This is a genomic window from Iamia sp. (genome assembly GCF_035575815.1).
Classification (GTDB): Bacteria; Actinomycetota; Acidimicrobiia; order Acidimicrobiales; family Iamiaceae; genus Iamia.
Map to the genome: position 1 here is coordinate 1 of NZ_DATLXO010000102.1, position 26,089 is coordinate 26,089.

Genomic DNA, 26,089 nt, shown 5'->3' on the forward strand with positions numbered 1-26,089 from the left:
GTGAGGAAGTCGTCGCTGACCTCGTGGTCGTACTCGTCGACGAAGCGCATGATGGGCCGCGACAGCTCCCGGTAGGGCGAGTACAGGGTGCGGAGCTCGACGGGGATGCCGTGGGCCGCCCACGCCGCGGTGATGGTCTCCTGCTGCTCCGCGGAGGCCACCACGGTGACCGCCAGCAACCGGTCCGGACGCAGTGATCGGGCGTACGCGATGGCTTCCAGCGAGCCCTTGGTGACCCGGCCCACCAGCACCACGACGGTGTGGGTGCGGCGTCGCGCCTTGTAGCCCTCGGGCACGGCGAGGGCCCGGTCGACCCGGCCGTAGTGCTTCCGGATGGCCCGGAACACCAAGACGATGGCGGGGATCACCACCGCCGGGATCCACGCCCCCTGGAAGAACTTCGAGACGACCACGACCACCAGCACGACAGAGGTGGCCGCGCAACCCACCGCGTTGATCGCCAGGCCCCGCTGCCAGCTGGGCTCGCGCTCCCGGAGGTGGTGGACGATCATGCCCGCCTGGCTGAGGCTGAAGCCGGTGAACACGCCCACCGCGTAGAGCGGGATGAGCGCGCTGACCTCGGCCCGGAAGGCGACGATCAGTAGGCCCGCCATGGCCGCCAGGGCGATGATGCCGTTGGAGAACGCCAGCCGGTCACCTCGGGCTGCGAGCTGACGCGGCAAGTAGCCGTCGCGGGCGATGATCGAGGAGAGCTGCGGGAACCCGGCGTACGCGGTGTTGGCGGCGAGGATCAAGATGGCGAACGTCGCGATCTGGAACACGTAGTAAACGGGGTTCTCGCCGAAGACGTGCTTGCCCATCTGTGACAGCACGGTCTCGCCCCCCTCGTCGACCACGGGGAGCAGGTGGTGGGCGAGCACCCCGATGCCGAGGAACCCGAGGCCCAGGATCAGCCCCATGAACGTGAGGGTGCTCGACGCGTTCTTCGACTCGGGCCGGCGGAAGGTGGGCACCCCGTTGGAGATGGCCTCCACGCCCGAGAGCACCACCGCGCCGGAGGAGAAGGCCCGCAGGAGGATGAAGATCGCCGCGCTCCCGGCGAGGGCGTGCTCGCGGGCGAACTCGTCGGCCAGCTCGGGCCCGGTCTGGATGGGGCCCAGGTCGAAGGCGAACACGCGGGTCAACCCGAAGGCCAGCAGCGACCCGAGCATGATCACGTAGAGGTAGGTGGGGACGGCGAAGACCTTGCCCGCCTCCTTCAGCCCCCGCAGGTTGGCCACCGTCATGAGCACGAGGAACCCGAGGCAGAGGCCGATGCGGTACTGGTCGGGGCGCAGGGCAGGGATGGCCGAAGCGATGGCGAGCACGCCCGAGGAGATCGACACCGCGACGGTCAGCGTGTAGTCGACGAGCAGCGAGGCCCCCGCCACCAACCCAGCGCCGCCGCTCAGGTTCTCCTTGGCCACCACGTAGGCGCCGCCGCCGTTGGGGTAGGCGTGGATCGTCTGGCGGTAGCTCGTGAGCACGATGAAGAGCAGGGCCACCGCGGCGATCCCGATCGGCACCAGGTAGGAGTGGGTCTTCGGGAACTGCACGGCCATGAGCAGCACGAGGAGGATCTCCTCGGTGGCGTACGCCGTCGAGGAGATGGCATCGGATGCGAACACGGCCAGGGCGACGGGCTTGCTGATCCGCTGGTTGTGCTCCTCGCTCGACGGCAAGGGCTGGCCGACGAGCAGGCGCTTGAAGAGGGATGCCATCACACCTGCCAGCGGGATCGAGGATCCGCCCCGGGACCCAGCCGGGGCAGCCTACGACGAGCTGCCGGTCCGACTGCGAGTCCGAGGTCGGTCCGGAGGTTCGGCGACGTGAGATCACCTCCGGGTACTCATCTAGGCTCCGCCCCCGCCGCTCGGCCACCGGGCTCCGCGGCGAGCGGAGGTCCACGTGCACGTCGTCGTCGTGGGGTGCGGTCGGGTCGGAGCGGGGCTCGCCGGTGCGATCGAGGCCCACGGCCACACCGTCGCCGTCGTCGACCGCCGGTCGAAGGCCTTCGCCCGGCTCCCCGACACCTTCTCCGGCCACACCGTCGTGGGCGTGGGCTTCGACCGCGACCGGCTGCGGGCCGCCGGCATCGAGGAGGCCGGCGCCGTGGCCGCGGTGACCAGCGGCGACAACTCCAACATCCTCATCGCCCGGGTCGCCCGCGAGACCTTCGACATCCCGCGGGTCGTGGCCCGCATCTATGACCCTCGCCGGGCTGCCATCTACGAACGCCTGGGCATCCCCACCATCGCCACCGTGCAGTGGACCACCGAGCGGGTGCTGCAGCGGGTGCTGCCCGAACGTCCGACGGTCGAGTGGATCGACGCCAGCGCCAAGGTCGTGCTCGTCGAGCGCAACGTGCCGCCGGCCTGGGCCGGGCGGCGCGTCCTCGACCTCGACGTCGACGGTGCCGCCCGCATCGTGGCCGTGACCCGGCTCGGCGTGGCCCGGATGCCGACCCACGAGCTGCTCCTGCAGGACGGCGACACCGTGCACGTCGCTCTCGGGGGCGACGACATCGACGCCTTCGACGAGCGCCTGTCGGCTCCTCCGACGTCAGGGTCGCACCCGTGACCGTCGCCCGCCTCCCCGTCGCTCATCCGCCCGTCGCTCACCCGCCCGTCGCTCGAGAGGCGCCCCGCCCATGAAGATCGTGATCGCCGGAGGCGGCAACGTCGGCACGTTCATCGCCACCGACCTGGCCGACGCGGGCCACGACGTCACGATCGTCGAGGTCGACCCGGCCCGCACCGAGACCGCGCTCGAGGTCGGCGAGACCCCCGGCGTGCGCTGGGTCGTGGCCGACGCCTGCGAGGTGAGCGAGTTCGACAAGGCCGAGGTGGCGCAGGCCGACGTGGTCGCCGCCGTCACCGGCGACGACGAGGACAACCTCGTCATCTCCCTGCTGGCCAAGCAGGAGTTCGCCGTCCCCCGCGTCGTGGCGCGCGTGAACAACCCCCGCAACGAGTGGATGTTCACGCAGGCCTGGGGGGTCGACGTCTCGGTCTCGACCCCGCACCTGCTCACCGCCCTCGTCGAGGAGGCGGTGTCGGTCGGCACCTTGGTGCGGCTGCTGTCGTTCGAGGGGGGGAGGGCCCGACTGTCGGAGGCGACGCTCACCGACGCGTCGCCGTCGGTCGGCCTCGACCTGGCCGAGCTGGCCCTGCCTCGCGACTCCACCGTCGTGGCCATCCTTCGCGACTCCCACGTCATCGTCCCCCGGGGCGACAGCGTGCTGCGCAGCGGCGACGAGGTCCTTGTCCTCACCACGCCGGAGGCCGAGGACGAGGTGGTGTCGGTGCTGCTGGGGTCCGACACCGGGGAGAGCGCAACGCCCACCCCGCCGGTCGACATCGAAGGCTGAGAGGCCGCCGGAAGGGGCGGGCCGGGTCAGGGCAACAGCGTGTAGGAGGGGTTCAACAGCACCAGGCGCCCGCCGTGACGACGAGCCATCCCCTCGACCGCCACCGGCCGGCCCGGGTCGAGGCCCCCGACGCGCGTGCGCCCGGTGAACACGGCCACCGCGCGCGCCGTGCCGTCGTCGACGGTGACCTCCAAGCAGGGGGCCCCGGCGCGGGGCACGACCTGGAGGCCGGCCACCTCGCCCCGGATCCGCACCGGCCCCCGGTCGGCTGCCTCGTCGATGCGCGAGCAGCTGGCGTCGGTGAACCGGGCCTGGAGGCTCTCGGCGTGGAGGTCCTCGTTGGTGCGCTTCAGGCGGCGACGGAGCGAATCGAGCATCCGACCAGCGTCGCGCGTCCGGAGCCGATGACGTGTCCCGGTCCTCGCCAGGCGCGCTCGCGGCCGGCGCGCGTGCCGGAGGCCCCGCCTCATCGGTACCCTCGGAGCGCGCCGGGTGGCGCGGCACACCCTCCGGATCACGTGGTCCGGCGCATCCGAGGAGGAGACGTCCATGAGCTTCCTGAGCAGACTTCTGGTCAAGAACGCCCGACCCCTGGCCGAGAAGGCCAAGGACGCGGTCGGCCAGAACGCGGAGAAGGTCGGAGGGAGCATCGACAAGGTTGCCAAGACCATCGACGACCGCACCCAGGGCAAGCACCGCGGCAAGATCGACAAGGCGGCGGGACGGGCTCAGGGCCTCGTCGACAAGGCCGAGGCCGACACCCGGCGCAAGCAGCCGCCACCCCCGCCGCCCGACCCTCAGTAGCGACCCGGCTGGGGCTAGGGGACGACCTCGACCGGGGTGCCGGTCGGTGCCAGTGCCATGACCGCCTCGATGTCGTCGTTGGTGAGGCGGACACAGCCGTTGCTGGCCGGAGTGCCGATCAGTGCAGGGTTCTGGGTGCCGTGCATGGCCACCTGGCCAACCCCCCCGCCGAAGCTCTCGTACACCTCTGAGTAGCCGCTGAAGCTGACCTGCCCGGCGCCGTAGGCCTCATGCGGCGGGGAGAGCCGCACCAAGCCGTCGACGAAGAAGGTGCCGAGCGGGGTGGGCGACGAGTCCTTGCCGGTGGCGACCGAGGTCTGGAGCAGGGCCTCATCGCCGGCGTAGACGGTCAGCCGCCGTGCTCCCCGCTCGATCACGATGTGGTGCGGCACGTGACGCAGGGTCACGTCGGACTCCTTGATCCACGCCATCGCCGAGTTGGGGCGCGACATGATCTGGGCCAAGAGCCATCCCGGCTCGCGGTCCCGCACCAGGAACACGAGGTCGAGGCCCTCGAAGGTGGGGTTCTCGAGCACCCGTCCGCTCGGTACCGGGACGCCCGGTCGGGTGTGGAGCGCCACGCCCGGGCCCTTGGCGTCGGCGACCAGGTAGCTGTCGGCCCACGAGCGCGGCAGCGGAGAGGCCAGCATCAGACCGTCCTCCGCGGTGGGCGACGACGGTGCCCCCGTGGCCGTCGGGGCCGAGGGCGTCGGGGCCGAGGGCGTCGGGGGCGTCGGGGTCGCGGGCGTCGGGGTCGCGGGCGTCGGGATCGCGGGCGTCGGGATCGCGGGCGTCGTGGGCGTGGTCGTCTGGGTGGTCGGCGTGGTCGTGGTCGGTGGCGTGGTCGTCGTCGCGGTCGCGATGGTCGGCGCGGCGGTGGTGGTGGGCCAGCTGCCGGCGATGACGGCATCGTCGGGGGTGGTGGGGCCGGCGTCGACCGTCGCCGCGACCCGGTCGGGGTCACTGCCGACCACGGCGATCCCCGCCGCCGCGAGCGCGAGGACCAGGGCGGCCACCGCCATGATCACCCCGACCCGACCGGCGCGCCAGCGGCGGAGGGGGGGTTCCGACGGTCCCGTCTCGGGTGTCGGGTCGTCGGTGGCCTCGGGGTTCCCCACGAGGACAACCTACCCAGCGCAGGGGCCGGGCGCGCCGCGGGCGTCGGGTCAGCCGGGGCCGAGGTCGCGCAGCACCCAGGGCTCCCGGGGCAGCCGGTCCCGGGAGAAGCGGCCGAGCAGCGTCGGGAGGTCGGTGGGCTCACCCTCTGCGGCCAAGCCGAGCGAACGGGACAGAAGGGCGCGGACCTCGTCACCGCCGAGCTTGGCAAGGGTCGCCGCGCCGTGGCGCTTGGCCAGGCGCGCCCCGTCGGGACCGAGCACGAGGGGCACGTGGAGGTAGGTCGGCACCGAGAGGCCGAGACGGCGCGCCAGGTGGACCTGGCGGGGAGTGGAGCCCAGCAGGTCGTCGCCCCGCACGACCTCGCCGACGCCCTGGGCGGCGTCGTCGACCACCACCACCAGGTTGTAGGCGGGCAGCCCGTCGTTGCGGCGCAGCACGACGTCGTCGACCAGGCCCGACACCCGGCCGGCGAGGGCATCGACCACCTCCACCCGGGCGGCTCCGCCCCGCAGCCGCAGGGCGGGGGGCCGACCGGTCGCCTGGTGCACCGCCCGATCGGCGTGGGTGAGGGCGCGACAGGTGCCCGGGTAGGCGCCGTCGGGGGCCACGCCGTGGGGCGCTCGGGTCGCGTCCTGTATCTCCCGCCGGGTGCAGAAGCAGGGATAGGTCAGGCCCGCGGTGGTGAGGCGGCCGATGGCGTCCTCGTAGAGGTCGCGCCGCTCGGACTGGCGGACGACCGGCCCGTCCCAGTCGAGGCCCAGGGCCGCGAGGTCCGCCTGCTGTGCGGCCTCGTGCTCGGGCCGCGAGGCCGGGTCGAGGTCCTCGCTCCGCAGGAGGAAGGCGCTGCCGTCGACGCGGGCGGCCAGCCAAGCCACCAGGGCGGTGCGCAGGTTGCCCAGGTGCAGGGACCCGGTGGGGCTGGGGGCGTAGCGGCCGACCGGCACCGGGCGATCCTCACACACGGCCCCCACCTGCGTACCCCGGTCAGAGCCGGACGAGGGCCGACGCCCCGTCCGGTGCGCCCCATCACCTCGGCGACTGAGAGGCCGCGCCAACAGGCACCGAGTCGACGTCGCCCGGAGCCGGCTGGTCAACGCGGGGCATGGCCCCAAGGCGGTGATCAGTCGCGGGGCATGGACTCGAAGCGGGTCAGGTGTCCGAGGAAGCTCAGGCGGGCCACGCCGGTGGGCCCGTTGCGCTGCTTGGCCACGATGACCTCGGCCAGGCCGGCGTTCTCGGCCGTCGGCTCGTAGACCTCGTCGCGGTAGAGGAACATCACGACGTCCGCATCCTGCTCGAGGGACCCCGACTCGCGAAGGTCCGAGAGCATGGGGCGCTTGTCGGCGCGCTGCTCGAGGCCGCGGTTGAGCTGGGCGAGGGCGACCACCGGGCACTCGAGCTCGCGGGCGAGGAGCTTGAGCCCACGGGAGATCTCGGCCACCTCGACCTGGCGGCTCTCGGCGTTGGTGCGGCCGGTCATCAGCTGGATGTAGTCGACGATCACCATGCTCAGGCCACCGATCTCGCTGCGGAGGCGCCGGGCCTTGGAGCGGATCTCCATGATCGACACGTTGGGGTTGTCGTCGATCCAGATCTTGGCGTCGCCCAGGCGCCCCATCGACGCCGCGATGGCGTTCCAGTCCGGGTCTGACAGCCGACCGTTGCGGATCTTCTTCGAGTCGACGCGGGCATCGGCGCAGAGGATCCGCTGGACGAGCTCGACCTTGCTCATCTCGAGGGAGAACAACAAGATGGCGTGCTCGCCCTTCATGGCCGCGTTGGACGCCATGCCCAGGGCCAGGGCGGTCTTGCCCATGGCGGGACGGGCGCCGATCACCACCAGGGCACCGGGTTGGAGCCCGGCGGTCAGCTCGTCGATGTCGTAGTAGCCGGTGGGCGTGCCGGTGATCTCCGAGCCCCGATCGTGGAGGATCTCGATGCGGGTCAGGGTCTCGCTGAGCAGGTCGGTGAGCCGGGCCGTGCTGCCCTCCCCCTCGTGGCGGGCGATGTCGAACACCAGCGACTCGGCCTCGTCGACCGCCTTGCGCACGTCCTCGGGCACCCCGTAGGCCCGCTCGGAGATCGAGCCGGCGGCGCCGATCAGGCGCCGGAGCAGGGAGTGGTCGCGGACGATGCGGGCGTAGTGGGCGGCGTTGGCGGTGCCGGGGGCATCGGCCTGCAGATCGACGAGGGCAGCGGTGCCACCGGCGCCGTCGAGCAGGTCGCGGCGCCGCAGCTCGTCGGCCACGGTGATGGGATCGGCCACCTCGCCCTTGGCCGTGAGCACCGACACCGCCTCGTAGATGTGCTGGTGCGCAGGGCGGTAGAAGACGTCGGAGCCCGGGATGACCTCGGCGGCGGCGGCCACCGCGTCACGTGAGAGCAACAGCGCGCCCAGCAGGGCCCGCTCGGCGTCGATGTTGTGCGGCGGCACCCGCCCACCGGCGGTCGGCCGCGATCGGGATCGGGTGGTGCGCTCGGGCGGCGGTTCGTCGTCGAACATCGGCTCGTCGTCGGTCATGAGAGGGGGTCACCTCGGGCTGGGAGCACTCGGGCACGAGCGCGCGAGCGGGGCGCGGAGCTGTTCGACGCGCGGCGCGAGGTGCCGCGCGCCGACCGGCGGCGGACCTCGCGCGAGCAGCCGCATCGCGTGCTCCCCGTGCCCTTCACCCAAGCCGATCGGGCCTGTGGATCGCTACTGGCGATTGCCTGTGGACGAGCGGTGGACAACCGCCCTCGCCTGGGGACGAGCGGCCGGCGCCAATCGGAGGCGCACGCGCGTCGCAGCACACCCCAGAGCGGGGGCGCGCCCTGGGCGTCGACCCGCGCGCGGGTCGACGTCGCTCGGGGGGCGCAACCGGTCCGGCCCCCGAGGGCGCCGGACCGCCAGGTCATCAGGCCCCCACGACCTCGAGGCGGACGGGGAACTGCACGTTGGGGTGGAGGCGGGCGGTCACCTGGAACTCACCGGTCTCCTTGATGGGCTCGTCGAGGACGAGCTTGCGCTTGTCGACCACGATGCCGGTCTGCTCCTCGATGGCGTCGGCCACCTCGGCGGTGCCGACCGAGCCGAACAGACGACCCTCGGTGCCGGCCGCCTTGGCCCGCACCGAGATGGTGCTGGGCACCAGGACCTTGGCGATCTCCTCGGCGGCCGCCCGGTCGCTGGCGTCGCGGACGGAGCGTCGGCGACGCATGCCCTGGGCCTGGGCCTCGGCCCCGGCCGTGGCCTTCACCGCCTTCCCGGCGGGGAGCAGGAGGTTGCGGGCGTGGCCGTCGGCCACCTCGACCACCTCTCCCTTGGTGCCGACGCCGTCGACGTCGGCGTGGAGCACGACGCGCATCAGGCCTCGACCTCCTCGGAGGTGACATCGTCGCCGGGCGCGTCACCCTCGCCCTCACCGGGTCCGCTGGTGGGCGGGGGTGCGGTGGGCCGGGGCGGCGGGCCATCGGGGCGCAGGCCCCGGTCACCACGGTCGCCACGGTCTCCCCGACCGCCGCCACCGCGCTGCTGGGTGACCCGGCTGGTGTAGGGCAGCAGCGCCATCTCCCGAGCGTTCTTGATCGCCATGGCGACCTGGCTCTGCTGCTGGGCGCTGTTGCCGGTGACCCGCCGGGCGCGGATCTTGGCCCGATCGGACATGAAGCGCTTGAGCAGGTTCACGTCCTTGTAGTCGACGTAGTCGACCTTCTCGGTGTTGAGGACGCTTATCTTCTTCTTGCTGCGCCGGGCGTTGTCCTTGTTCTTGCCCCGCTTCGGCTTGGCTGCGGCCATCAGAACGGCTCCTCATCCATGTCGTTGCTTGCGCCGGAGCCGCCGCCGGGTGCACCGGTCGACGTGCTGCGGCCGCCATCGTCGGGCCGGGGCCCTCCGCCCCCACGCGATGCCCCGCCGGAGCCGCTCCCCGCGCCACCACCGTCGCCGTCGCGCCGCTCGTTGCGGGTCACCTGGGTGGTGGCCCAGCGGAGGCTGGGGGCGATCTCGTCGGCCACCACCTCCACCTTGGAGCGCTTGTCGCCCTGGTCGGTCTCCCACGAGCGCTGCTCGAGACGGCCCGAGACCACCACGCGAGTGCCCTTGGCGAGGGACTCCGAGACGTTCTCGGCCATCTGGGCCCAGCACTTGACGTCGAAGAAGGAGACCTGCTCCTCCCACTCGTTGGTCTGGCGGTTCTGCCAGCGTCGGTTCACGGCGAGGCCGAAGGTGGCCACCGCCTGGCCGCTCGGTGTGAAGCGGAGCTCGGGATCACGGGTGATGTTCCCCGTGAGGGTCACTGAGTTGTCGTTGGGCATCGGTGTCGTCCTCCGGACTATGCCCCGGCCTCGGCCGGGGCCGACCCACCGATGAGGCCGCGCGTGGCGGCCTCGGTGTCGGGGAGTCGGATGAGCTTGTGGCGGACGACCTCGTCCGCGAGCCGCAGGGTGTTCTCGAGGCGGTCGAGGGCGCCTGGCTCAGCCAGGATCTCGAGCACCACGTAGAAGCCCACGTTCTTGTGGTCGATCTCGTAGGCGAATCGACGCGAACCCCACTTGTTGGTGGACTTCGTCTCACCGCCGGCCTCGACGACCTGGGCGTGGATGCGGTTGATGCCGCCCTGCACCGTTGACTCATCAAGGTCACCGTCGAAGATGACCATCAACTCATACGCTCGCATGGCGAGCAACACCTCCCTCTGGACCCGGGGGCGCCGGGGCCCCGAGCGGTTCGGGGCAGGGTCGAACCTGACTGGACTCGGGCCACACTACGGGAGCGGGCCCCTGCGAAGCGAGGTGGGCGGCGGCCGGCGCCGCGGCGGGGGATCGAGCCATGCCCCGAGCATGCCAGGGGGGTGCGACAACGAGGGCCGGTCGAGGACCGCTCAGGCATCGCGGCAGGCGCCCGCGACCTCCAGGCGCGCGTCCGAGCCGGCGTGGAGCCCGAGGCGTTCGAGGCCGCCCTGGGGCACCTCGAGGGCCTGGCGGAACCGGTCCGACGACGGGTAGCTGGGGCAGTCGGGGCCCTCGGAGAGGCACGGCTCCATGTCCTGGGTGTCGACCGCGGCGCCGTCGTCGTCGAGGTACGCGACCGACAGCGGGAGCGGCGTGTCTCTCATCCAGAAGCCGCCGTCCTGGTCCTCGTCGAAGGTGAAGAGCATCCCGTCGTAGCCACCGAGGGACGGGTCCTCGACCCGCATCAGCCCTTGACGCCGCTGATCAGGGGTCTCCGCCAGGAGGACGCAGAGCACGATCGGCTCACCGTCGGGCCCGTCGATGACGTGCACCTCGACCTCGCCGAAGCCCGGGATCTGCGTCCGCCCGGCGGCGAAGGGGCCGTCGACCTCGGGCAGGGACGCGACCGCGCCGTCCTCGGTCGACGGGGCGCCGGACGGGTCCGAGGGCTCGGTGGTCGCGTCCGGCGTCATGGTGCCGAACGTGTTGGTCGGCTCGTCGCCGCCGCCGCCGTCCTCGTCGTCGGTCACCATGAGCACGAGGGCCGCCAGCACCACGACCGCGCCCGCCGCGAGCAACAAGCGCGAGCCCCAGAGGAGGATGATCCCGTCGAGGGCCCCGGCCGGCCGCGCCGGGCGCGCCGAGCCGTCCTCCTCATCGTCGTCGTCGTCGCTCGCCCCGCCCGTGTCGCTCACCGCGCCATCCTGCCCCACGGCAGCCGCCTCCGGACCGAGCCCGTCAGATCCGCTCAGCGCTCGGCGCCGCGCCGTAGAGGCCCAGGGTCTCGGCCACCTCGGCCGAGAGGTGGTAGGTCTCCTCGGGGCCGGGGAAGGCGCCCCTGCGCACATCGGCGGCGAAGCGGCTGAGGGCATCGGTGGCGTCCGCGCCCTGCTCGGCATAGCGCCGGGAGAACTTGGGGCGGATGCGCTCCTCGATGCCGAGCACGTCGTGGTACACCAGCACCTGGCCGTCGCAGTGGGGGCCGGCCCCGATGCCGATGGTGGGAACGTCGACCGCGTCGGTGACCATCCGGGCCACCTCGTCGGGGATCGCCTCGAGCACGATGGCGAAGGCGCCGGCGTGGGCCAGGGCCTTGGCCGCGGAGACCAGCTGCACCGCGCCCTCGCTGGTGCGGCCCTGCACCTTGAACCCGCCGAGGGACCGGACCGACTGCGGGGTGAGGCCGATGTGGCCCATCACCGGGATCTCGGCGTCGACGATGGCCTCGACCATCGCCAGGCGCTTGCGCCCGCCCTCGAGCTTCACCGCTCCCGCCCCGGCGCGCACCAGGGCGGCGGCGTTGCGAACCGTCTCGGCCCGGTCGACGTGGTAGCTCATCCAGGGCAGGTCACCGACGACGAGGGCGGAGGGCCGAGCCCGGGCGACCGCTGCGGTGTGGTGAGCCATGTCGGCGACGGTCACCTGGAGGGTGTCGTCGTAGCCGAGCACCACCATGGCGAGGGAGTCGCCGACCAGGATCATGTCGACCCCGGCGGCATCCGCGGCGCGGGACCCGGGGGCGTCGTACGCGGTGACCATGACGAGCCTGTCGGCGCCGTTCGCGACCTTCCGGTCGCGGATGACGGGGGCGGTCAGCGGACGACGGCAAGCGTCGGCACCGGTCGAGCCCATGGGGCTTCCTCCTGGTTCCGTCCAGCGCCATGGTGGCTGCCAGCGGTGCCTGTAGCGTACCGGTCGCTCCCGGCGCCCCGTCAACCGGGGCACGGGGTTCCCACCGGTGCCGTCCCCGGCCTCGTAGCCTCACCGCGGTGGAGAACGGCACCTGCGAGAGCTGCGGCACGGTGGGGTGCGACGACCTTTTCACCGTCCAACGCCTGTACGTCACCCCCGAGTCGTGGGACCGGGAGCCGACGGTCATCCGGGTCGACGACATCGAACGCTGGTGCGCGGCGTGCACCGCCCACTACCCCCATCAGCTCGTCTCCGGGGGCGACGGCCCCGCCGCCCGGCCCTGAGGCTCCGACGGCACGTCGACGCTGGCCCGAGCCCGGCCACGTCGGTGGGCGGGCGAGCGGCTTCGACGGCCCTATGGCCCGCCGACCTTCGTGGTGCCGAACATGAGGACGCGGCGCTCGACGTCGTAGTGGATGACGTCTTGGGTCACGAGGAGGTCCTGGAGGTTGTCGGCGTCTTCGCCGCTCAGGGTGAGGACCTCCTCCCAGGCGCCCTCGTCGAGGACGAGCTGGAGGGTGTAGGCCCCGTCGCTCCCCGGTTCGTCAGGGGCGATCCAGCTGAACTGGTAGTGGGTGAGCTGGCGGACCTTGATGCTGTCATCGGTGATGGGCTGCTTCAGTCTCGGCATGAGATGGCTCCTCCTGGGTGCGGGTGGCATCGGTCTTGCGGTCCCGGCACTCTCCGACGGGCGGGGAGGCCAAACCGATCCACGGCCCCCCGAGCGGAGCGGGAACGAGGCTGTCACCCGGACCCGGGGTCGAGCTCGCGCCCGGCGTCCAGATCGGCCGGCTCCATGAAGTCGACCGGTTCGGCGTCCTCGAGGGCCCTGTCCATGAACGTGCGCCAGATGTCGGCGGGCAGGGAGCCGCCCTGGACCAGACCCCCCCTGACGTCGGCCATCTCACGGTTGTCGACGTAGCCCATCCACACCGAGGCGGTGAGGGTCGGGGTGTAGCCGACGAACCAGGCATCGCGGTTCTCCTGGGTGGTGCCGGTCTTGCCCGCCGCCGGGCGGCCGATGTCGGCCGCCTCACCGGTTCCGTGGTCGATGACCTGTTCCAGGGAGTAGGTGACCCGCGACGCCTGGTCGACGCTCAACACGGTGGTGCGCGTGGCGGTGAACTCCTCGACCAGCGTGCCGTCGGCCCGCTCGACCCGCGTGATGACGCGCGGCTCGATCTGGGTGCCCCGGTTGGCGAAGGTCGAGTAGGCGGCCGCCATGTCCATGACCGACACGCTGGCGGTGCCGAGCACCGCAGAGGGATAGATCTCCTCGCCCAGGTCGGCCGACACGCCGAGGTCCGCGGCCATCTGCCCCACCCGCTCCGGGCCGAGGTCGATCATCAGCTGGGCGTAGGCGGTGTTGGACGACCGGGCCGTGGCCTCGACGAGGGTCGCCCTGCCCCCGCAGCAGCCGCCGCGCACCTCCCAGTCCTCCCCCGCGTCGGCGTCGGGGAAGGTCTCGGCCGAGGGCGTGTCGACCTGCGACTCGATGGAGTAGCCCTGCTTGACCGCCTCGGCCAGGGCGAAGGCCTTGAACGTCGACCCGGGCTGGCGGCCGCCGCCGCCTCCGGCCGTGCCCACCGCCAGGTTGAGCGGGTCCTCGCCGTAGTCACGGCCGCCCATCATGGCCCGGACCTGGCCGTTGTCGTCGATGGCGACGAGCGAGCCGGCGGGGTCGCCGGGCTGGTCCAGGGTCTCGGTCACGGCCCGGTAGGCATGTTCCTGCAGGCCGCGGTCGAGCGTCGTGTAGATCCGCAGCCCACCCCCGAACACCGCGTCGTTGCCGTAGCGGTCCGTGAGCTGCTTGCGCACCTGCTCGACGAAGAACTCCCCCCCGAACAGGGCGACGTCGGGCTTCACCTCGACGCCGTTGCCCGGCGACCAGCGGGCGAGATCGTGGTAGGTGTCGAAGGGCCACTCGTCGGCGCGGTCGCGCTCGGCCTCGGTGATCATCTCCTCCTCGAGCATGCCGGCGAGCACCGTGCGCCGGCGGCGGCGCGCCTCCTCGGGGTACCGGTCGGGCTCGGCCCGCTGCGGGGAGCGGATCAGCCCGGCGAGCAGGGCCGCCTCGGGCAGGCTGAGCTCGCTCACGTCCTTGGAGAAGTAGGCCCGGCTGGCGGCGCCGATGCCGTAGGAGCCCCGACCGAAGTAGATGGTGTTCAGGTAGTTCTCGAGGATCTGCTCCTTGGAGATCTCCTGCTCGAGCTTGATGGCCAACACCGCTTCGCGGATCTTGCGCGTGAGGGTGCGGTCGCTCGTGAGGTACACGTTCTTGACGTACTGCTGGGTGATGGTGGAGCCGCCCTGGCGCGAGGCCGAGCCCCCCCGTATGTCGGAGAGGGCGGCCCGGGTGATGCCGACGGGATCGACCCCCCCGTGGTCGAAGAAGTCCCGGTCCTCCGCAGCGATCACGGCGTTGACGGCCACGTCGGGGATCTCGTCGAGGTCGACGTTGACGCGGTCCTCCTCGCCGTGGAGCGACGCGGCGGCGGTGTCCTCGTTGCACTGGCCGGGTGCGACCTCAGCGGTGCAGACGAAGGTGGTCTGGTCCTCGGGCTCGGGCGCGATGGGGAGCTCGATCTCGGCCACGACGAAGCCGACCCCGGCCACCCCGGTGACCATCACGAGCGTCACGAGGTAGAAGAGCCGCCGCCAGCGCCAGAAGATGTTGCGGCGCTTCATCGCGCCCGAGCGCGTCGTCTTCAGGTTGTGGGCCGGGATCGGGCGGTGGCGCATGGTGGAGAGGTGGTGGGCGGGCGGAGCCGGTCACCGGACGGCACCGATCAGATGACCGGTACGAGCGACGAGCGTACCGGAGGCCGTCGGTCCGGTCACCGTCGGCTGCAGACCGGGCCACCGACTGCGGGACCGGCGCGCCGACCGCGGGGACCGCCGCCGACAGCTGTCAGCCGCTGCTGCTGGTCACCGGGCCGAGGGCGCGGCCCGCTTGCTGACGGCGTCACCCCGACCGAGGACCCAGGTGCGGGCCAGGTGGTTCCACCCGCAGTCGGGGCACACCTCCACCACGTAGCAGGTGTAGGTGCCGGCCCGACGGTTGAAGGCCTGCAGCTCGGACCTCTTGGTGATGCACCGGCCGAAGGCGGGGAGCCGGGGGCCGAAGACGTAGCTCACCAGCACGAGCTTGTGCTCTTCGCAGATGGGGCAGTCGGTGCCGGTGACATCGCCGACCTCGCGGGCCGCCCGGATGAGCTCCGGGTGCGCGTCGCACACCTCGCCTCGCGCCAGGCGACCGCGCTTGTGCTCCGCGATCAGGTGGCGCCGGGCCAAGCGGTAGTCGATCTCACCACCCGGTCGGGCACCCTGCATCTCATCGGGGCGGAAGGGCACGGCCCTGAGGTTAGCGGTGGGTCCCTGCGGTCGCGTCGCACGCCCGGCCCGCGTCGCCGCCCGCCGCGAGGGTCGCGTCGAGGTCGATCCCCCCGCCCCGGTCAACGACGCCGACCGCCATCCGCGGCGGCGGTCCCGTGCATCGCGAGACTCCCCTCATGTCCGACGCCTCCACCGGAGCACCCGCTTCACCCTGGTCCCGGTACACCGCCGCCGCCCCCGACGGGCGGGATCGTCCCACCGACGTGGCCACCTACGGTCCCGGCATCCCGACCGAGGTCGAGCTGCGCCTCCTCGGCCCGCTGGAGGGCAAGCGGGTGCTCGACCTGGGCTGCGGGGCCGGCCACGCCGCGGTCGCCTTCGCCCGGGCCGGCGCCAAGGTGATCGCCGTCGACCCGTCGGCCGAGCAGCTCGAGGTGGCGCGCCACGCCGCGGAGGAAGCAGGGGTGAAGGTCGAGCTGCAGCACGCCAGCCCGGCCGAGCTGGCCTTCGTCCGCGCCGATGGGATCGACGTCGCCTACTCGGCGTACGCCTTGGCCGAGGTTCCCGATCTCGACCGGGTCTTCCGCCAGGTCCACCGGGTGCTCAAGCAGGAGGCGCCGCTCGTGTTCTCCCTGCCCCACCCGGTCTTCACCATGTTCGTCGCCGGAGCGCAGGGGCTCGCCGCCCCGGCCGACTCGCCGCCGGTGCTCCGCCGCACCTACCACGACACGACGCCCTACGTCGTCGACCGGGGCGGCGACCGCGTCACCGACGTACCCCGCACCACCGGAATGCTCTTCACGTCGCTCACCCGGACGAACTTCCGCGTCGACCAGCTGCTCGAACCTGCGGCCCGCCAGGACCTCGTCGCCGACGGGGCGTGGGTCGAGCCCATGGCGTGGGTGCCGCCCACCCTCGTGCTCCGGGCTCGCAAGCAGGGCGTCTGACCAAGCATGGTCACGATGCGGCGACGCGACCGGTCCCGGTCCCCCGAAGGGACCGGGACCGGATCCGTGCGTCGCCCGCCGGAGCGGGTCAGCCGGCCGCGTAGGTCACGGTGACCCGCCGGTTCCGCGCCTGCCCGTCGGGGTTGGCGCGGCCGTCGACCTCGTTGTCGGCCACCGGCTCGGACTCGCCCCGGCCCAGGGCGTCGAGCTCGACCGCCGAGCCGAGGATCGCGGCAAGCACGTCGGCCACGGCGCGGGCCCGCTGCTCCGACAGCGTCTGGTTGGCGGCGTCGTCGCCCACGCTGTCGGTGTGGCCGACCACCTCGATCGTGCCGCTCACCTCACCGGCGAGGCGCTCGGCCACTTGGCGCAGGCGGGTGGTGGCCTCAGGCGTCAGCTCGGCGGACCCGAAGGCGAAGAGCACGTCGGTGTCGAGGCTCAGGTCGACCTCGTCGCCGGAGCGGACCTCGGTCTGCAGGTCGTCGGCCACGCCGACCGAACCGACCAGCGTGTCGCCCTCGGGGGCGTCGGCGGCACGGGGGAGGTCCAGGTACCAGGGCTCGGCGTCGTCGGTCACCCGCACCGGGCCGCTGCCGAACCATCCTTCGAGATCGGCGGTGACCTGCTCCACGTCATCGGGCAGGGTCGGGAACCGCAGCTCGTAGACGAGGCCCTCGCCGGTGCCGAGCGACCGCGTCCACTCGGTCGAGACGCAGGGGCTGAGGGGCTCGAAGCGCCGGTCGGAGTCGGGGTCCGACAGGCTCACGTCGCAGATGTCGGTGGGCGGTTCGTAGGCGTCGGGGGCGGTGTCGTTGACCCGCCGGAGCCGGACGAGCGTGCCGGCGTCACCGGGCAGGCGGCCCACGTCGAGCACGTCGACGCGCAGCCGACCGTCGGAGTCATCGGGCATCGAGGCCGCCACCGCCGCGTCTTGCGGTGCGACCTCGGGGCCCTCGATCACTGGCACATCGTCAGCGCGGCCGAAGCCGGGGATGTCGACGGTGACCGAGGTCGATCCCTCGGCCACCGGCGGGAAGGCCACGTGGACCGTGCGCGACTGGCCGTCCTGCACCGACGACGAGCTCGACGAGCCCAGGGTGTCGTTCCCGGCGCCCAGCAGCACGCCCAGGCGCTGCTCGCGGGCGGGGTCGATCAGGGCGACCTCGTCGAGGTCGTAGCCCGGGCCCGAGGGCCAGGTGCCGTCGCCGCCCTGGTTGGACAGGTCGGTGTAGAGCACCGAGCGCTCGTCGCTGATGCGCACCACGGCGCGAGGGGCGAACGACCACGCCGGCTGGGCCTCGGAGGTGAGCGGCGGGCGGGCGTCGGGGAGCTCGATCATGGGACCGGTCTCATCGGTCGCCACGTCATCGGGCTCACCGAGGGCCACGGCCGGGTCACGCTCGGTGCGCCGGGCGCCGTCGAGCGCGACCGTGCTCGGGTCGTCGAGGCCGTCGGTCGGGAGGTCGGCCTCAGGGACGGCGCCGGTGCGGACCTCCACCGGGAGGGTGCGGCGGGTGCCCGGGATGGTGACCAGGATGCGGGAGGGTCGGTCGGCCAGGTCGGCCACCAGCACGTGGCGGCGCGCGCTCTCCCCGGCGGCCACGGGGTCCTCCGGTGCGGGCTCGCGCACCGGGTCGCCCTCGGCTCGACGGGTGGCGCCGGACCGCAGGGTGGCGGGGTCGACGATGGTCACCCCGTCGAGGTCGACCAGCTGGCTGGTGGACAGCTCGTCCCCGGTGCCGTTCACGTCATCGATGCGCACGAGGATGCCCTCGGGCGTGCGCCAGGCGCCCCCGACGACCACCTCGTGGTCCGGGTCCTCCTCGACCGCGGTGGTGACCGACGGTGCGGTCGCGAACCCGGCGACGGTCTCGACCGGCACGCCGTCGGCGGGCCGCCACCGCGGCAGAGCCACGCGGGCCTCCTCCGTCTCGGCCGCGACCGAGGCGAACGTGGCGTGCAGGGTGGCGGTGGCGCCGGGCTCGATCGTCCGGTCACCCGACGCCAAGCACCCACCGCCCGACGCGCACACCGGCTGGTGCCGCACCCCGGAGTCGGTGAGCAGGTCGGCGTCGGCCAGGCGGTCGGTACCGAAGAGAGCGCTGGTGCTGACGGACCGGCTGCCCTCGTTGATCACGTCGATCAGCAGGGTGGTCGTGCCGTCGGGCTCGCGGACGAGCGGCCGGACGCCGATCTCGACGTCCGGGTTCGCCGGCGAGGTGGTCGTCACCGCCGCCGGCGAGTCGGGCCAGGCGTCGAGTCGCTCGGCCGGCGCGGTCGTGGGAGTGCCACCCCCATCGGAGCTGCTCAGGGCGCCGGTGCACCCGGAGCCGACGACGGCGGCGGCCACGAGAACGGCCAGGGCGCCCCGGCGGCGGCGCGGCGCACGGCGAGGGGTGGGGATGAGGTAGGTGTCCATGGGCTTCAGAGGACCATGTCGGCCGGCCGCCCCGCCATGGGGGGCGACCCCCACGCCCATCCTCTCCACCGCACGAGGGCCTCCACGTTCTGGCCGCCTTGATCGGGCTGACGAGCGCACGAGGGTGGCGGTTTCGAGTCTTTGCTCGCTCACGCGACCCCGAACAGCACGACGGTGACCACGGCGACGATGATGATGGCGCCCACGAGGGCGGCGAGCACTGCGGAGCGCCCGACGCGCGCCTCGGCGCGTGGGCGCGCCGCCGCGCCCACCACGACGAGGAGGACGACGGTGAGCACCGCGTAGGCGGCCCGCCGGGCTCCGAGCCCGCCGGGGGCCGCGGCGGCGACCAGCGATGCCACCTCGGCGAGAAGTCCGCCCACGGCGCCGCCGACCAACAGCGCCACCAGCAGCACCCGGCGCGCCATCGGCGCCCGGGGTGCGACGCCGTGAGGCGCAGGGTCCGGCACCGGGCGACTCTCAGCAGCGAACCCGACGCCCTCGGCGGGGGCGAACGAGGAGGGCGCGATCCGTCCGGGCGGCGGCGAAGCGGGGACCGTCGGACCGACGACGGCGGCGGCCGGGACCGTCGGCGCGTCGACGGCCGTCGGCGCGTTGCTGACCGACACTGCGGTTGGCGACGGCGCGATGGTCGAGGGTGATGCCACCGGCATCGTCGCTCCTGCCACCTCGGCGAGGGTCCGCAGCTCGGCGGCGAGCTCGGCGGCGCTGGCGCGGATGTGGGGGTCCGGGCTCAGGCAGCGTCGATCGATGAGGTCGGCGAGAGCCCGGTTCAGCGCCGGTGCCGGGCGCCGGTCGTCGCGGAGCACCGCCGCGTGGCGCACCGCCGCATCGTCGCCCACGAAGGGGTGCTGGCCGCTGGCGACGACCCACAGGGTGGTGCCGAGGGCCCAGATGTCGGCCGAGCGGTGAACGCGACCCTCGGCCGACGGCGACGCGACCTCCGGCGGTCGGTAGTCGAGGGTCGCCCCCATGGGCCGGGCGTAGGACCCTTGGAGGGTGGCGCTGACCCCGAAGTCGCCCAGCTTCCAGACCTCCTCCGCGCGCAGGGCGTTCTCCGGCTTCACGTCGCCGTGGAGGTGGCCCCCGTCGTGCAGGGCGGCCAGGCCCAGGGCCAGCTGGGATCCGATGGCGGCGACCTCTCCGGCCGGCAGCGGGCCCCGCTGGGCGACCTCCGAGCCGAGGTCGGTGTCGGCCCGTTCGAGCACGAACACGACGCAGCCGGCGAGAGGTCCGTCGTCGATGTCGAAGGCGTCCTCCCCGGCGATCAGGTGGGGGTGGCGGACCCCGCGGAGGAGGCCGAACTCAGTGACCAGGGCGCTGCGCGCCGCCGAGGAGAGGATCGGGTCGAACACCTTGAGCGCGCACGGCGGCTCGTCATTCCGCCACGAATCGCGAGTGGCCTCGAACACCTGGCCGAACGCGCCCCGCGCGATGAAGCGCGTGACCTTCCACTCGCGCACCCGGGCCCCGGGGCCGAGACGGTCGACCGGGCTGGCGCCCGGTGGGAGCTCGGTCACGGGTTCACCACCCCGGCGCCGGCATCGTCGACCGAGGGGCCCGATCCGGCGGCCGTCGGGTCGAGGAGGGTCAGGTCGGCGACGGTCACGGTGCCGGTGCGCAGGGCCAGGTCGACCAGGCGCCGCGACGCGTCGCGGACCTCGAGCCCCGCGGCCGAGACGCCGTCGGGGTTGTCACCGCCGATGGCGACCCGGCTGCGGACGTGGGCGAGGCGGCGCTCGACGGCCTTGATCGACACGCGGTCGGGTTCGTCGGGCAGTCGGCTGAGGGCGCGGGCGACCTGGGCGACGGTGGCCACCTCGACCGACGACGGGTCGCGCAGGCGCGGCTCGCACAGGGCCACCAGGGCCCGGAAGTACCCGGCGGCACGATCGAGCCCGAGGCCGCCGACGGTGTCGCCGGCCACCGGCGGTGCCGCCGCCCTGGCGTCGTGGGCGAGGGCGGGACAGGCCACGGTGAAGCCCACGACCTCGGTGCCGGTGGCGACCTCCACCCGCACCTGGGGCCACGGCACCCGCAGCCGGCGACCGGGGGCGATGTCGGTGCGGTCGGGCCCGTCGGTGCGGGCCAGGCGCACGTGCAGCCAGCGCCCCAGGTTCACCAGCAGCCAGCCGTCCTCGGTGGCTTCCACCGCCCCCGCCACAGCGTGCAGGCGGGGGCTGTCCGACAGCCCGATGTGAGCGGCCCCGCCCTCTCCGGCCGCCTCGTCCGCGCCGTCGGCCGCCTCGTCCGCGCCGTCGGCCGCACCGGCGCGCCCGAAGGTCAGGCGCTCGCCGGGCCGGAGGCGGACCTCGTCCGCGCCGTGGTGGTGGATGGTGGTGATCGCGTCGGTCATCGTCGCCCTGGTGCCCGCCGGGGTCGGCACGTGGTGCCAACGCTACCGGGGCGCCACCCGCCCCCGGCCACCGCCCTCGCCGACCCGGGCGGGGCTGACAACCCTCGCCAGCTCCGGCGCGATCACCGCCACGTCGCGTCGCTGCCATCCGCGATGCTCATGACGAGCTCGCATGCCGCGTCGTTGGTCGCCTCCAGCCGGTACCCGTTGACCGCGGAGAAGACAGCCACGCACGCCAGTCCGAGCCGCTTGTTCCCGTCGACCAGGGCGTGGTTCTGCACCAGCGAGTGCAGGAGGGCGGCCGCCTTCTCGTGGATCGTCGGGTACGCGTCGCAGCCGTTGACCGATGCCTGAAGGTCCCGTCGGGCCCCGGGCTACAGGGTCGGGGGCAACATGGCCTCGACGAGGGCGGGACCGGGGACGGCGAGGGCCCGGGCCAGCGCGGCGGCGAAGCCCTCGGCGTCGGTGGCTCGTTCGGCGGGGACGCCCATCCCCTGGGCCAGGGCGCAGAAGTCCATGGTGGGGTTCGAGAGGTCGAGCATCGACAGCGCCGCGGGGCCAGGGTCGGTGGCCCCGACGCGGGCGAGCTCCAGGTTGAGGATGGCGTAGGACTGGTTGTTCAAGATGATGGTCGTGACGTCGAGGCCCTCGCGGGCCTGGGTCCACAGGGCCTGGATCGTGTACATCGCCGAGCCGTCGGCCTCGAGGTTGACCACCTTGCGGCCGGGTGCGGCGACGGCGGCACCGGTGGCCAGCGGCATGCCCAGGCCGATGGCGCCGCCGGTGAGGGTCAGCCAGTCGTGGGCCGGGCAGCCGGCGGTGGCGCCGGCCACGAACAGTCCGGCGGTGTTGCCCTCATCGGCGACGACGGCCCCCTCGGGCAGCAGGTGGCCGAGGGCCTCGGCCATGGTCTGGGCGTTCAGGGCGCCGGTGGGGGCGTCGGGGCGCGGCCCCGGCGCCCGGGTGACCTCCGTCGGTGCACCCAGCTCGGCGGCCATGGCCTCGAGGGCGGCCACGGGGTCGACGGCGCCTTCGGCGAGCACGTGCACCTCGCACCCCTCAGGCACCAGCTCGCTGGCCTTCCCGGGGTACGCGAAGAACGACACTGGTTCCTTGGCGTCGACCAGGACGATGTGCCGGAGCCCGGCGAGCTGCATCTCGGCGAACTCGGCCAGGTACGCCAGGCGTTCGACCGGGGGCACCCCCGCACCGCGCTGCAGGCGGGAGGGGAACGTCTCGCACAGCAGCTTGGCGCCACTGGCCTCGGCGACCCGTGCCGCGGCGACCAGACCGGCCTCGCCGGCGACGACCCGTCCGCCCACGAATACCAGGGCCGGCTCACCACTGCGGAGGGCCGCGACGGCGGCGGCCACGCGGTCGCCGTCGGGGGCGGCGGCGGCCGGGGCCGCGGGAAGCTCGGCGGGGCCTCGCGCCTCGGACCACGACACGTCCGCGGGGAGGATCAGCGTCGCGATCTGCCCGGGCGGGCCCACCGCGGCGCGCACCGCCTCGGCCGCGTCCTGGGCCAGGTCATCGCTCGAGCCCGACGTGCGCACCCACCCCGACACTGCGCCGGCGACAGCCTCGATGTCGCTCTCGAGGGGGGCATCGAGCCGCTTGTGGGGCAGTGCGTGGTCGCCGACGACGTTGAGCACCGGCGTGTGGGCCCGGCGGGCGTTGTGGAGGTTCGCCCACCCGTTGGCCAGGCCCGGCCCGAGGTGCAACAAGGTGGCCGCCGGCTTGCCGGCGATCCGGGCGTAGCCGTCGGCTGCCCCGGTCACGACCCCCTCGAACAGCCCGAGCACGCCGCGCATCTCGGGCACGTCGTCGAGGGCGGCGACGAAGTGCATCTCCGAGGTGCCAGGGTTGGTGAAGCACACATCGACGCCACCGGCGACGAGCGTGCGGATGAGCGCCTGTGCGCCGTTCACGGCGCACAGGGGAGCAGATCGGCGGAGCCGATGCCCCCAGGGTGGCGGGTGGGGTCGGTGGACGTGCCGTTCACGGCGCACACCGAAGCGGGTCGGCGGGGCCGATGCCCCCAGGGTGGCGGGTGGGGTCGGCGGATGTGCCGTTCATGGGTGTCTCCGAGGGAAGGGGAGCGCGAGGGTCAGTCGAGCAGGGTGCCGGGGTTGAGGATCCCGTGGGGGTCGAACGCGGCCTTGATGCGGCGCATGACCGCGACGTTGACGGGGTCGGTGAGCTCGAGGAACAGGTGCTGCTTCTCGGTGCCGATGCCGTGCTCGCCCGAGATGGCACCGCCGAGGGCGAGACCGGCTGCGACGACGTCGCGCAGCACGCCCCGCCGGAGGTTGGCGTCGGCCTGGAACACCGAGAGGTGCACGTTGCCGTCACCGGCGTGGCCGCAACCGGCGATCCACGAACCGCTGGCGCCGGCGATCTCGCTCACCCGGGCCAGGTACTCAGGGATGGAGGCCCGGGGGACCACGACGTCGACGATGTCGTCCGCGCCGTTGGCCTTGGCCACCCAGAACGCCTTCTCCCGGGCGTCGATCAGCCCGGCCCCCGCCGCCGGTGGCAGCACGTAGACGTCGAGGGCCCCCGCCGCGCCCATCATCTCGGCGACGAGGGCGGTGTCCTCCTCGACCCGCTCGGCGGTGCGGCCCTCGACCACGACCACGAGGTACGCCAGCGCGCTGTCCTTGATCTGCTGGGGGATGCCGAGGTCGAGCCCGACGTACGCGGTGGCGGCCGCCATGGTGATGAGGTCGATGTACTCGAGGATCATGGGGCCGACGCCGCTGCGGACGACCGCGGGCACGACCGTGGTGACCTGGTCGAGGGTCGCGAACGGGGCCAGCACCGTGGCCGAGTGGGCCAGACGGGGGTGGAGCTTCAGGGTCGCCTCGGTCACCAGGGCGAGGGTGCCCTCGGATCCGATCAGCAGCTGGGTGAGGTCGTAGCCCGAGGTGGCCTTCACGACCTTGCCCCCGGTGCGCATGACCTCACCCGACGGCAGCACCGCCTCGAGGCCGAGCACGTGGTGGCGGGTGACGCCGTACCTCACCGCCCGCATGCCGCCGGCGTTGGTCGCCACGTTCCCGCCCACGCTGGCGCTGAGCTCACCGGGGAACACCGGGTAGACGAGGCCGTGGGCGGCGACCGCCTCGTCGAGCTGGGCCAGCGTCACGCCGGGCTGCACGACCGCCATGTGGTTCTCGGTGTCGATCTCGACGATGGCCGCCATGCGGTCGAAGGCCACGACGATGCCGCCCTCGATGGGCACCGCGGCGCCCGAGAGCCCGGTGCCCGAGCCCCGCGCCGTGACCGGCACCCGGGCCTCATCGGCGGCCCGCAGCACCGCCGCGACCTCGGCCGTGGTCGCGGGGCGGACCACGGCGAGGGGCGTGACGGACGTGGCGGTGAGGGCCTCGTCGTGGGTGTCGTCGGCGGCGATCCCCGCGCCGGTGGTGACGTGGGCGTCACCCACCGCCGCGACCAGCGCGTCGATCAGGTCGGGGCGGACGGTGGTATCGGCCATGGCGCAGTCCCCCTGGACTCGGCGTGGTGGCGGCGGGACCCGATCATGGCACGCTCGTTCGGTGCCCGGTCCGGAGGCCAAGCCGGGGTCGTCGGACGATGCGTCGGGGTGTCGCCCCCGGCGCGACTCTCCACCGCCCGAACCGGTGCCAGCGAGCACGGGCGAGAGGGGTCAGTCCGCCTGCTGCGCGGCCCACCAGGCATCGAGGCGTGCCCCGGCCGTCTGCTCGTCCAACGGCCCTTCCTCCAGGCGCAGCTCGAGGAGGAAGGCGAGGGCCCGGCCCACGACCGGGCCCGGCGGCACTCCCAGACGGTCCATCACGGCCTGGCCGTCGAGGTCAGGGCGGATCGCCTTGAGCTCCTCGGCGGCCTCCAGCTCGGTGATGCGCTCCTCGAGCTCGTCCATGCGGCGGCTGAGGACCTGGGCCTTGCGGGCGTTGCGGGTGGTGCAGTCGCAGCGGGTGAGCTCGATGAGCTCGCCCCGCAACGGGCCCGCGTCACGGACGAAGCGACGCACGGCGGCGTCGGTCCAGCCCAGCCGGTAGGTGTGGAACCGCAGGTGCAGCTCGACCAGCGCGGTCACCGCTTCGGTGTCGTCCTTGGAGTAGCGCAGGGCGGCCATCCGCTCGCGGGTCATCCGGGCCCCGACCACCTCGTGGTGGTGGAACGTGACGCCCTTGCCCTTGGCGAAGGAGCGGGTCTTGGGCTTGCCCACGTCGTGGAAGAGGGCCGCGAGGCGGGTGATGCGGTTGGGGCGACCGTCGTCGGTGCGGGCCCGCACGTTGGCGACCACCGCGATCGAGTGGGACAGCACGTCCTTGTGGCGGTGGATCGGGTCCTGCTCGAGGCGCATCCGGGGCAGCTCGGGGAGGAACTGCTCGGCCAGGCCGGTGTCGTTCAGGAACCACAGCCCCGGCGCGGGGTCGTCGACCACGATGAGCTTGTCGAGCTCGTCCCGGATGCGCTCGGCCGAGACGATCTCGAGGCGGCCGGCCATGGACCGGACCGCTTCCAGGAGGTCGTCGTCGGGCGTCAAGTCGTACCCGGCGATGAAGCGGGCGGCGCGCATCATGCGCAACGGGTCGTCGGTGAAGGACTCCTCGGGCGCCAGCGGGGTCCGCAGCCGGCCCGCCGCCAGGTCCGCGGCGCCCCCGTGGGGGTCGACCAGCCGAGGCATGGGCACCTCGAGGGCCATGGCGTTGACGGTGAAGTCGCGGCGGGCCAGGTCGGCCTCGATGGCATCGGCGAAGGACACCTCGGGCTTGCGGCTGTCGGGGGCGTAGGCCTCGGCGCGATGCGTGGTGATCTCGTACTCGCGCCCGGCGATCCGGCAGCCGATGGTGCCGAAGCGGGCCCCCTGCTCCCACACCGCGTCCGACAGTGGTCGCACGAGGCGGAGGATCTCCTCGGGCCGGGCGTCGGTGGTGAGGTCGATGTCGCCCTCCTGCCCCAGCTCCTTGCCCACGAAGTGGTCGCGCACGATGCCGCCGACGAGGTAGATGCGGTGTCCGGCCGCCACGAACGCATCGGCGAGGGGACGCACCTCGTCGAGGGTCGCCTGAAAGCGGTCCGGGGTCACCCGCTCACGGTAGTGG

25 protein-coding genes and 1 pseudogene are annotated in these 26,089 nt (G+C 73.2%); 5 read left to right on the plus strand and 21 right to left on the minus strand.

Going from position 1 to position 26,089, the window contains the following annotated elements:
• A partial coding sequence (locus VNL12_RS10655; RefSeq protein WP_325594340.1) for an APC family permease occupies window positions 1–1,721 on the minus strand: 1,721 nt, incomplete at its 3' end.
• Between the two features lie 187 nt (window positions 1,722–1,908).
• Between VNL12_RS10655 and VNL12_RS10660 the strand changes: the two genes are divergently transcribed.
• Window positions 1,909–2,580 (plus strand): TrkA family potassium uptake protein, encoded by a 672-nt coding sequence (locus tag VNL12_RS10660; RefSeq protein ID WP_325594342.1) that lies wholly within the window; start codon window positions 1,909–1,911, stop codon window positions 2,578–2,580.
• A 70-nt stretch (window positions 2,581–2,650) separates the two neighbouring features.
• Complete coding sequence (locus VNL12_RS10665; RefSeq protein ID WP_325594344.1) at window positions 2,651–3,370, plus strand: TrkA family potassium uptake protein; 720 nt, start codon at window positions 2,651–2,653, stop codon at window positions 3,368–3,370.
• Window positions 3,371–3,396: 26 nt separating this feature from the next.
• Here VNL12_RS10665 and VNL12_RS10670 read toward each other — a convergent pair whose 3' ends face one another.
• Window positions 3,397–3,747, minus strand: coding sequence for an OB-fold nucleic acid binding domain-containing protein (locus VNL12_RS10670; protein WP_325594346.1), 351 nt, complete (start codon window positions 3,745–3,747; stop codon window positions 3,397–3,399).
• Between the two features lie 172 nt (window positions 3,748–3,919).
• Here VNL12_RS10670 and VNL12_RS10675 point away from each other — a divergent pair, with 172 nt between their 5' ends.
• Entirely contained in the window at window positions 3,920–4,174 is a 255-nt protein-coding gene (locus VNL12_RS10675; RefSeq protein ID WP_325594348.1) for an antitoxin, read from the plus strand.
• A gap of 14 nt (window positions 4,175–4,188) precedes the next feature.
• Here the strand turns inward: VNL12_RS10675 and VNL12_RS10680 are convergent, their stop codons facing one another.
• From VNL12_RS10680 to panB, 9 genes and pseudogenes are all read right to left on the minus strand, one after another.
• A complete protein-coding gene (locus VNL12_RS10680; protein ID WP_325594350.1) occupies window positions 4,189–5,292 on the minus strand; it encodes a L,D-transpeptidase in 1,104 nt (367 codons plus the stop codon).
• A gap of 48 nt (window positions 5,293–5,340) precedes the next feature.
• Window positions 5,341–6,237 (minus strand): tRNA glutamyl-Q(34) synthetase GluQRS, encoded by an 897-nt coding sequence (gluQRS, locus tag VNL12_RS10685; protein WP_325594352.1) that lies wholly within the window; start codon window positions 6,235–6,237, stop codon window positions 5,341–5,343.
• A gap of 176 nt (window positions 6,238–6,413) precedes the next feature.
• On the minus strand, window positions 6,414–7,814 hold the full coding sequence (gene dnaB, locus VNL12_RS10690) for a replicative DNA helicase (RefSeq protein ID WP_325594354.1): 1,401 nt from the start codon (window positions 7,812–7,814) through the stop codon (window positions 6,414–6,416).
• 373 nt (window positions 7,815–8,187) lie between these two features.
• Window positions 8,188–8,637: a 50S ribosomal protein L9 gene (gene rplI / locus VNL12_RS10695; RefSeq protein ID WP_325594356.1), complete on the minus strand. Its 450-nt coding sequence runs from the start codon at window positions 8,635–8,637 to the stop codon at window positions 8,188–8,190.
• 179 nt (window positions 8,638–8,816) lie between these two features.
• Window positions 8,817–9,068, minus strand: a pseudogene (gene rpsR / locus VNL12_RS10700) (30S ribosomal protein S18); the annotation flags it as partial.
• Window positions 9,068–9,586, minus strand: a complete 519-nt coding sequence (gene ssb, locus VNL12_RS10705) for a single-stranded DNA-binding protein (RefSeq protein WP_325594358.1) — start codon at window positions 9,584–9,586, stop codon at window positions 9,068–9,070. The pseudogene rpsR and the gene ssb, both read right to left, overlap by 1 nt.
• Before the next feature lie 17 nt (window positions 9,587–9,603).
• A complete protein-coding gene (gene rpsF / locus VNL12_RS10710) occupies window positions 9,604–9,948 on the minus strand; it encodes a 30S ribosomal protein S6 (protein WP_325594360.1) in 345 nt (114 codons plus the stop codon).
• A gap of 204 nt (window positions 9,949–10,152) precedes the next feature.
• Window positions 10,153–10,917, minus strand: a complete 765-nt coding sequence (locus VNL12_RS10715; protein ID WP_325594362.1) for a DUF192 domain-containing protein — start codon at window positions 10,915–10,917, stop codon at window positions 10,153–10,155.
• A 43-nt stretch (window positions 10,918–10,960) separates the two neighbouring features.
• Window positions 10,961–11,854 carry a 3-methyl-2-oxobutanoate hydroxymethyltransferase gene (gene panB / locus VNL12_RS10720; protein ID WP_325594363.1) on the minus strand — a complete coding sequence of 298 codons (894 nt, stop codon included), beginning with the start codon at window positions 11,852–11,854 and terminating at the stop codon, window positions 10,961–10,963.
• 137 nt (window positions 11,855–11,991) lie between these two features.
• Here panB and VNL12_RS10725 point away from each other — a divergent pair, with 137 nt between their 5' ends.
• Window positions 11,992–12,198 carry a hypothetical protein gene (locus VNL12_RS10725; RefSeq protein ID WP_325594364.1) on the plus strand — a complete coding sequence of 69 codons (207 nt, stop codon included), beginning with the start codon at window positions 11,992–11,994 and terminating at the stop codon, window positions 12,196–12,198.
• Window positions 12,199–12,269: 71 nt separating this feature from the next.
• Here VNL12_RS10725 and VNL12_RS10730 read toward each other — a convergent pair whose 3' ends face one another.
• The 3 genes from VNL12_RS10730 to VNL12_RS10740 all read right to left on the minus strand — a co-directional run bounded on the left by VNL12_RS10730 (window position 12,270) and on the right by VNL12_RS10740 (window position 15,268).
• On the minus strand, window positions 12,270–12,545 hold the full coding sequence (locus tag VNL12_RS10730; RefSeq protein ID WP_325594366.1) for a hypothetical protein: 276 nt from the start codon (window positions 12,543–12,545) through the stop codon (window positions 12,270–12,272).
• Window positions 12,546–12,658: 113 nt separating this feature from the next.
• Window positions 12,659–14,656 carry a transglycosylase domain-containing protein gene (locus VNL12_RS10735; protein WP_325594368.1) on the minus strand — a complete coding sequence of 666 codons (1,998 nt, stop codon included), beginning with the start codon at window positions 14,654–14,656 and terminating at the stop codon, window positions 12,659–12,661.
• 186 nt (window positions 14,657–14,842) lie between these two features.
• A complete protein-coding gene (locus VNL12_RS10740; protein WP_325594370.1) occupies window positions 14,843–15,268 on the minus strand; it encodes a DUF5318 family protein in 426 nt (141 codons plus the stop codon).
• Window positions 15,269–15,426: 158 nt separating this feature from the next.
• Between VNL12_RS10740 and VNL12_RS10745 the strand changes: the two genes are divergently transcribed.
• Window positions 15,427–16,197 (plus strand): class I SAM-dependent methyltransferase, encoded by a 771-nt coding sequence (locus VNL12_RS10745; RefSeq protein WP_325594372.1) that lies wholly within the window; start codon window positions 15,427–15,429, stop codon window positions 16,195–16,197.
• Window positions 16,198–16,285: 88 nt separating this feature from the next.
• On the opposite strand, the gene VNL12_RS10750 is transcribed toward VNL12_RS10745, so the two are convergent.
• The 7 genes from VNL12_RS10750 to VNL12_RS10780 form a co-directional block, all read right to left on the minus strand.
• Entirely contained in the window at window positions 16,286–18,616 is a 2,331-nt protein-coding gene (locus VNL12_RS10750) for an OmpA family protein (protein ID WP_325594374.1), read from the minus strand.
• 149 nt (window positions 18,617–18,765) lie between these two features.
• Entirely contained in the window at window positions 18,766–20,157 is a 1,392-nt protein-coding gene (locus VNL12_RS10755) for a serine/threonine-protein kinase (RefSeq protein WP_325594376.1), read from the minus strand.
• The gene (locus tag VNL12_RS10760) at window positions 20,154–20,993 is read right to left on the minus strand and encodes a hypothetical protein (RefSeq protein ID WP_325594378.1); all 840 of its coding nucleotides are present in this window, start codon (window positions 20,991–20,993) and stop codon (window positions 20,154–20,156) included. The genes VNL12_RS10755 and VNL12_RS10760 overlap by 4 nt, the downstream gene beginning before the upstream one ends.
• Before the next feature lie 122 nt (window positions 20,994–21,115).
• On the minus strand, window positions 21,116–21,310 hold the full coding sequence (locus tag VNL12_RS10765; protein ID WP_349257836.1) for a type II toxin-antitoxin system death-on-curing family toxin: 195 nt from the start codon (window positions 21,308–21,310) through the stop codon (window positions 21,116–21,118).
• A 57-nt stretch (window positions 21,311–21,367) separates the two neighbouring features.
• Window positions 21,368–22,933 carry an acetolactate synthase large subunit gene (locus VNL12_RS10770; RefSeq protein WP_349257837.1) on the minus strand — a complete coding sequence of 522 codons (1,566 nt, stop codon included), beginning with the start codon at window positions 22,931–22,933 and terminating at the stop codon, window positions 21,368–21,370.
• Window positions 22,934–23,103: 170 nt separating this feature from the next.
• Window positions 23,104–24,495, minus strand: coding sequence for an FAD-binding oxidoreductase (locus VNL12_RS10775; RefSeq protein WP_325594381.1), 1,392 nt, complete (start codon window positions 24,493–24,495; stop codon window positions 23,104–23,106).
• Window positions 24,496–24,666: 171 nt separating this feature from the next.
• Window positions 24,667–26,073 (minus strand): CCA tRNA nucleotidyltransferase, encoded by a 1,407-nt coding sequence (locus VNL12_RS10780; RefSeq protein ID WP_325594383.1) that lies wholly within the window; start codon window positions 26,071–26,073, stop codon window positions 24,667–24,669.
• Between the last annotated feature and the right edge of the window lie 16 nt (window positions 26,074–26,089).

Bases quoted from the DNA above. Each gene is read 5' to 3' on its own strand.
- VNL12_RS10775 (WP_325594381.1), bottom strand. From the start codon at position 24,495: ATGGCCGATACCACCGTCCGCCCCGACCTGATCGACGCGCTGGTCGCG.
- rplI (WP_325594356.1), bottom strand. From the start codon at position 8,637: ATGCGCGTCGTGCTCCACGCCGACGTCGACGGCGTCGGCACCAAGGGA.
- VNL12_RS10665 (WP_325594344.1), top strand. From the start codon at position 2,651: ATGAAGATCGTGATCGCCGGAGGCGGCAACGTCGGCACGTTCATCGCC.
- VNL12_RS10745 (WP_325594372.1), top strand. From the start codon at position 15,427: ATGTCCGACGCCTCCACCGGAGCACCCGCTTCACCCTGGTCCCGGTAC.
- dnaB (WP_325594354.1), bottom strand. From the start codon at position 7,814: ATGACCGACGACGAGCCGATGTTCGACGACGAACCGCCGCCCGAGCGC.
- VNL12_RS10760 (WP_325594378.1), bottom strand. From the start codon at position 20,993: ATGACCGACGCGATCACCACCATCCACCACCACGGCGCGGACGAGGTC.
- VNL12_RS10675 (WP_325594348.1), top strand. From the start codon at position 3,920: ATGAGCTTCCTGAGCAGACTTCTGGTCAAGAACGCCCGACCCCTGGCC.
- VNL12_RS10670 (WP_325594346.1), bottom strand. From the start codon at position 3,747: ATGCTCGATTCGCTCCGTCGCCGCCTGAAGCGCACCAACGAGGACCTC.
- ssb (WP_325594358.1), bottom strand. From the start codon at position 9,586: ATGCCCAACGACAACTCAGTGACCCTCACGGGGAACATCACCCGTGAT.
- rpsF (WP_325594360.1), bottom strand. From the start codon at position 9,948: ATGCGAGCGTATGAGTTGATGGTCATCTTCGACGGTGACCTTGATGAG.
- VNL12_RS10735 (WP_325594368.1), bottom strand. From the start codon at position 14,656: ATGCGCCACCGCCCGATCCCGGCCCACAACCTGAAGACGACGCGCTCG.
- panB (WP_325594363.1), bottom strand. From the start codon at position 11,854: ATGGGCTCGACCGGTGCCGACGCTTGCCGTCGTCCGCTGACCGCCCCC.
- VNL12_RS10750 (WP_325594374.1), bottom strand. From the start codon at position 18,616: ATGGACACCTACCTCATCCCCACCCCTCGCCGTGCGCCGCGCCGCCGC.
- VNL12_RS10730 (WP_325594366.1), bottom strand. From the start codon at position 12,545: ATGCCGAGACTGAAGCAGCCCATCACCGATGACAGCATCAAGGTCCGC.